A 5925-nucleotide genomic window follows, 5' to 3' on the forward strand; every position below is an offset into this window, starting at 1 on the left:
ACCCTTATCCCTTTGAGAAATTAGCGCAATTATTTAAGGGTTTAACACCACCAAGCCATCTTAAAGCAGTGGGTTTGTCGATTGGTGAGCCAAAACATCCTTCCCCTCGTTTTGTCATTGACATTATTAACCAACAAGCCAAACATTTAGCGACTTACCCAAGCACTAAAGGCATTGCCGAATTGCGTCAAGCGATTGCTGGTTGGTTATTGCAACGTTTTAAACTGAGCAGTATTGATGCCGAAAACCAAGTTTTGCCTGTTAATGGTACACGCGAAGCGTTGTTCTCGTTTACTCAGGCGGTCGTGAATCGTCAACACGATAAACCTTTAGTGGTGATGCCAAATCCGTTTTATCAAATTTATGAAGGTGCGGCCTATTTAGCAGGTGCAGAGCCGTATTACTTATCGTGTCATGCCCATAACCAATTTAGCCCTGATTTTGACAGCGTACCTGCTGAAGTTTGGCAGCGCACCCAATTATTATTTATTTGCTCGCCAGCCAATCCAACAGGTACTGTTTTAGACAAACAAACCTTAAGCAAGTTAATTGCACTCAGTGATCAATATGGCTTTGTCATTGCCTCTGATGAGTGTTATTCCGAAATTTATTTTGACGAAAACACCCCACCCTTAGGTTTATTGCAAGTTTGTGCTGAATTAGGTCGCCACGATTATAAAAATTGTGTGGTGTTTCATTCTTTATCCAAACGCTCAAATTTACCTGGTTTACGCTCAGGCTTTGTGGCAGGTGATGCCCATATTCTCAAGCCGTATTTGTTGTATCGTACCTATCACGGTTCGGCCATGCCTGTTCAACATCAATACGCCTCGATTGCAGCTTGGCAAGACGAACAACACGTCATTGAAAATCGTGAGCAATATCGGCAAAAATTTGCTGACTTTTATGCTATCGTTCACCCTGTTTTACCGCTCACCATGCCCGATGCAGGATTTTATTTTTGGGCAAAAGTACCTGATGGTTTTACCGACGAAACCTTTGCTCAGTTTTTATATGAAAAAGCCCATATTACCGTGTTAGCTGGCCGTTATTTAGGTCGCACTGACCATCTTGGCCAAAACCCTGCTCAAAATTATGTGCGTATGGCGTTGGTTGCCCCTGTTGCTGATTGTGTGGATGCTGCACAGCGAATTGTTAATTTACTGTCATAAAATCCTCCCCACCCCTCCTTTGAAAAGGAGGGAGTTCCCCCTTTTATAAAGGGGGTTAGGGGGATTTCAAATAAGTGTTATTTAATTAGGAGAAAATCCATGTCCCTTTCCGATATTATTGTTCAAGCTTTTGAAGACCGCTTACAGTTTAGCCCAACAAATGCCCCACAAGATGTGCGTGATGCGGTGGCTGAAGCCATTCAATTATTAGATAGCGGCAAAGCTCGTGTTGCCGAAAAAGTAAACGGTGAATGGGTTGTTAATCAATGGTTAAAAAAGGCTGTGTTGTTATCTTTCCGCTTAAATGACAACGAGCCTTTGTCTGGCGGCAGTGCGATTCAGTTTTATGACAAAGTACCAACCAAATTTGCCGACTGGACAGCCGAACAGTTTAAAGAGTCTGGTATTCGTGTTGTGCCACCTGCCACTGCTCGTCGTGGTAGTTTTATTGCACGTAACGTGGTGTTGATGCCTTCTTATGTCAATATTGGTGCTTATGTCGATGAAGGTTCTATGGTTGATACATGGGCAACCGTCGGCTCTTGTGCACAAATTGGTAAAAACGTGCATTTATCAGGTGGTGTAGGTATTGGTGGTGTGTTAGAGCCATTACAAGCCAATCCAACCATTATTGAAGACAATTGCTTTATTGGCGCACGCTCCGAAGTGGTTGAAGGTGTGATTGTTGAAGAAGGCTCAGTGTTGTCAATGGGCGTGTATATTGGTCAATCTACCAAAATTTATGACCGTGAAACAGGCGAAATTCACTATGGTCGTGTGCCTGCGGGTTCTGTGGTGGTTTCTGGTTCTTTACCGTCAAAATGTGGCAAATACAGCTTATATGCTGCCATTATTGTTAAAAAAGTTGACGCTCAAACCCGTAGCAAAGTGGGCTTAAATGAATTGTTGCGTGTTGATTAAGTGAGACCTCACCCTAGCCCTCTCCTAGCAGGAGAGGGAACACCATCGCCAAAAAAAGTATTTGTAGGACAAGCAAAATATGCTCACCATTTATGGCATTAAAAACTGTGACACCATGAAAAAAGCTTTTAGATGGCTAGACGGTCAAGGCATTGCTTATCAATTTCATGATTATAAAAAAGCAGCTTTAGATGAAAAGACCTTAGATGATTGGTTAAATCGTGTGGGTTGGCAAGCGATTGTCAATCAAAAAGGCACAACATGGCGCAAGTTGGCTTTGGATAAAAATACCTTAGATAATCAAAGTATTAAACCAATTATTTTGCAAAATTTAAGCATGATTAAACGGCCTTTGTTGGTGTTGGATAATAACGATATTGTGTTGGGCTTTGATGTGGAACAATGGCAACATTTCGCCCCTTCGACTATGCTCAGGGCTGGCCAAGCTCAATGACCATTTTTTGTGATTAAATTTATTCCTAATTTAGCCTTCATATATGCAGCATTGCATCATTTTTAACGATAAAATATAAAAATTCGGTGCATTATGCTACCGCTAATGACACCCTACTACATTAAGTTTAACAAACGTCATCCACAGTTGACAGACACCCCATACTTCGCCACTATTTCATTTTTTTAGTCTCTATAATAAATAAGGAACAATAAACGTGGCGGCATTTAATCGCGATCATTTAATTATTGGTGCATTGGGTTTTGTATTAGGTAGTGTTGTCACCACAGCCAGCATTACCGCCGTATTAATGACCCAACAAAAAGAAGAAAAAGTGTGTCCACCTGTCACTGCCATTGTTGCCCCTAGTGCGAGCGTCGAAGCTGCCCCTGCAACAACCGAAACAACAGCCACTACACCGCCACCCGTTGCCATGCCTACACCTGCCTCAATAACGCCTACGGTTGCTCCCACCCCTAAAACTACAACCCCACCACCGCCACCTGTAAATACCGCTAAAATTAAAGGACTTGCAGGTGAAGAAGCAGAACGTGTTGTTGAAAATCAAAAGAACCTTGAAGACCGCAAAAAAAATCTTGAATCACAACTCAAAGACAGCAACGAAATTGTGAGGCTTAAAGAGCAACAAATTAAAGAATTAGAAGCGAAACTAAAACAAGCTCCATAAAAATGCACAAGCCCTATAATGGCGCAAAATGTTTCATTATAGGGCATACGCCATTTTGAGCAAATGTGAACCAATTAACAAAAAATCAAACAACCCCATCTCAAAAATAAAATAACCCATTGTTTTATAAAATTTTTATAACAATTGGCATAACGATTGCTTTACACCAAACATAACCAACGGGGGTTTATGTTTATGAATCGTTATATTTATTATGTTGCATTACTGTTTTGCTCATCCAATGCTTTCGCTGAAACATCTATTGCCGATGTTTCCACTTCATTAAATACCGTCTGGTTAATGACTGCTTCTGCCTTAGTATTTTTAATGCAGGCAGGATTTGCCTTAGTTGAGGGCGGCATGGCACGCAGTAAAAATGCGGTCAATGTCATTATGAAAAACTACATGGACTGTTGTATTGGTGGTGTCATTTTTTGGTTTTTAGGCTTTGGCTTAATGTTTGGTGCAAATCAAACTGGTTGGTTTGGCACAGATTTATTTATGCTCAGCAATGGCAGTCATTGGGATTATAGCTTTTTATTATTCCAAATGATGTTTGCTGCAACGGCTACCACTATTGTTTCTGGTGCAATGGCTGAGCGTATGCGTTATAGCGCGTACTTAATTGGTGCTTGTTTAATTACCGCCTTTATTTATCCAGTTTTTGGCAGTTGGGCATGGGGAGCATATAGCTCTGGCACTGGCTGGTTAAAAGAATTGGGCTTTATCGACTTTGCAGGCTCTACCGTTGTTCACTCCATTGGTGGCTGGTGTGCTTTGGCTGGAATTATGATCCTTGGCCCACGTTTAGGCCGTTTTGGTAGCGATGGCAGCTCTCGGCCAATTGCAGGTCACAATTTAAGTTTAGTGGCTTTAGGTGGCTTTTTATTGTGGTTTGGCTGGTTTGGTTTTAACGGTGGCTCAACCTTAGTGGGTGATGCCAGTATTGGCAAAATCATTTTAAACACGCACTTAGCCGCTTGTGCAGGTGCAACAGGTGTTGCAGTGTTTAGTTGGATTTTGAATCGTCCCGTTTTATTAACTAGCACAGTCAATGGCTCTTTAGGTGGCTTAGTGGCAGTGACCGCTGGTTGTGCAACGATGGATCCACAATTTGCGATTGTGACAGGTATTATTGCTGGTGGCGTTACCTTAGTAGGCCCTACGTTATTAGCTAAATTTCGTTTGGATGATGTGGTGGATGCCGTCAGCGTGCATGGTTTTTGCGGTGCATGGGGAACATTAGCCGCAGGTTTATTTTATGCAGGTGATTTGTTTAATGGTCAACGTGTGATGATTCAAGCATTAGGGATTGCTGTTGCTTTTGTTTGGGGCTTTGGTTTGTCATGGTTGATGTACACCGCAATTGATAAAGTGATTGGTTTACGTGCTAGCCCATTACATGAACAACGTGGCTTGGACTATACCGAACATGCCGAAATCGGTTATCCCGAATTTCAACATCAAAAGTTATTCAACAGCGAGAATTTAGCCTCTCGGGGTGAATTGTAATCTAATCAATCAAACTTCATGTTTGTTGTTAATCCACTTAACAACAAACTCGCGAGGTCTGTCTATGTTAGTGAATAACCCGTTAAAACGACCGCATTTAAATGATGATGAGAAAGAAATGTTTGCGATGAAAAGAATGGCCATTGCCAATGCTTTGGCACCGTATTTAAGTCAAGAGACTTTAGAGGAAGCGTTAATTATTTGGGAGCATAAATACGCACACCAACCAACTTTTGCGCTGCAACGTTTTATTAGTGAGTTTTGTGATAACAATGTTGCTGGCCAACGCTCTAAAATTCTTCAAGCTCTATTTTTGGCACTCAATAACTCGCCAAATGGTTCTGCGGCAACAGAATCAGAAAAAATAGCAACACCTCCTGTCTTAACACAAGGGGCGACGTCTTGTTTTGAGTTATTATTAACCAACATTCTGTCAAGCTTAACACATGATCATCAACAAAAAGTTCGGCTACTAACCACACAACAAATTGAGACGCTCAAACTAAATACGATTATCACTCGTGATTTAAAAGCATTTTTTAGTCAGGGTTATACATTACCAAGTTCATTTTATATGGAAGTGAAAGCCATGCGTCGTTGTTTAAACTTGGTTTATGTGGCCTTGTGTGATGTTTTAGGGCCTGTAAAAGCGGATGCTGTACTACATAACGCAATTAATTTAACCGAACAACAAAGCTCAGGCAGTTTTTCGGTGCGTGAATTATTATAGGATTTTTATCTGCAAGGATGCTTTTTCATTATCCCTCTCTTATCAAAAAAATCTATTATAATACCTTCTCTTTATCATTTCTAGTTTTAGGCTTTTATGCCCCAATCTCATTTGCTCAAAGGCTTAGCGTTATTAAGTTTATCTGCCTTATTATTTGCTTCTATGGGGGTATTAATTCGTTTTGCCTCACATACGGTAGATAACGCGACGGTGGTCTTTATGCGTAATCTCACAGGCACTTTGTTATTATTGCCCTTTGCTTTATATCAAGGTAAGCGTTTTTTTATCACCGATAAACTATGGATGCATTTATGGCGCGCCCTAGTTGGTTTAGCGGCAATGTATGGCTTTTTTTATGCCATTGCTCATTTGCCCCTATCAAATGCCATGGTCTTTACCTATTCTTCACCCGTTTTTATTCCTTTAGTCGCATGGCTATTTTTAAAAG

At 41.0% G+C, this 5925-nt stretch carries 7 protein-coding genes; all 7 read left to right on the plus strand.

What is annotated here, in order from left to right:
- The coding region (gene dapC / locus Q0212_RS01980) for a succinyldiaminopimelate transaminase (RefSeq protein ID WP_297921419.1) at window positions 1–1172 on the plus strand (1172 nt) is incomplete at its 5' end.
- 99 nt (window positions 1173–1271) lie between these two features.
- Window positions 1272–2093: a 2,3,4,5-tetrahydropyridine-2,6-dicarboxylate N-succinyltransferase gene (dapD, locus tag Q0212_RS01985; protein ID WP_107865237.1), complete on the plus strand. Its 822-nt coding sequence runs from the start codon at window positions 1272–1274 to the stop codon at window positions 2091–2093.
- A gap of 79 nt (window positions 2094–2172) precedes the next feature.
- A complete protein-coding gene (locus tag Q0212_RS01990) occupies window positions 2173–2547 on the plus strand; it encodes an ArsC family reductase (protein ID WP_297921423.1) in 375 nt (124 codons plus the stop codon).
- A 217-nt stretch (window positions 2548–2764) separates the two neighbouring features.
- The gene (locus Q0212_RS01995; protein WP_297921425.1) at window positions 2765–3235 is read left to right on the plus strand and encodes a hypothetical protein; all 471 of its coding nucleotides are present in this window, start codon (window positions 2765–2767) and stop codon (window positions 3233–3235) included.
- Between the two features lie 195 nt (window positions 3236–3430).
- Window positions 3431–4747, plus strand: a complete 1317-nt coding sequence (locus Q0212_RS02000; RefSeq protein WP_297921428.1) for an ammonium transporter — start codon at window positions 3431–3433, stop codon at window positions 4745–4747.
- Window positions 4748–4811: 64 nt separating this feature from the next.
- Window positions 4812–5477, plus strand: a complete 666-nt coding sequence (locus tag Q0212_RS02005; RefSeq protein WP_297921431.1) for a hypothetical protein — start codon at window positions 4812–4814, stop codon at window positions 5475–5477.
- A 96-nt stretch (window positions 5478–5573) separates the two neighbouring features.
- A partial coding sequence (locus Q0212_RS02010) for a DMT family transporter (RefSeq protein ID WP_297921434.1) occupies window positions 5574–5925 on the plus strand: 352 nt, incomplete at its 3' end.

The organism is uncultured Agitococcus sp. (assembly GCF_937920075.1).
Taxonomy (GTDB): Bacteria; Pseudomonadota; Gammaproteobacteria; order Pseudomonadales; family Moraxellaceae; genus Agitococcus.

What these genes read in the sequence shown, in the direction of transcription:
- dapD (WP_107865237.1), top strand. Translation starts at nt 1,272, where the DNA reads ATGTCCCTTTCCGATATTATTGTTCAAGCTTTTGAAGACCGCTTACAG.
- Q0212_RS01990 (WP_297921423.1), top strand. Translation starts at nt 2,173, where the DNA reads ATGCTCACCATTTATGGCATTAAAAACTGTGACACCATGAAAAAAGCT.
- Q0212_RS02000 (WP_297921428.1), top strand. Translation starts at nt 3,431, where the DNA reads ATGAATCGTTATATTTATTATGTTGCATTACTGTTTTGCTCATCCAAT.
- Q0212_RS02005 (WP_297921431.1), top strand. Translation starts at nt 4,812, where the DNA reads ATGTTAGTGAATAACCCGTTAAAACGACCGCATTTAAATGATGATGAG.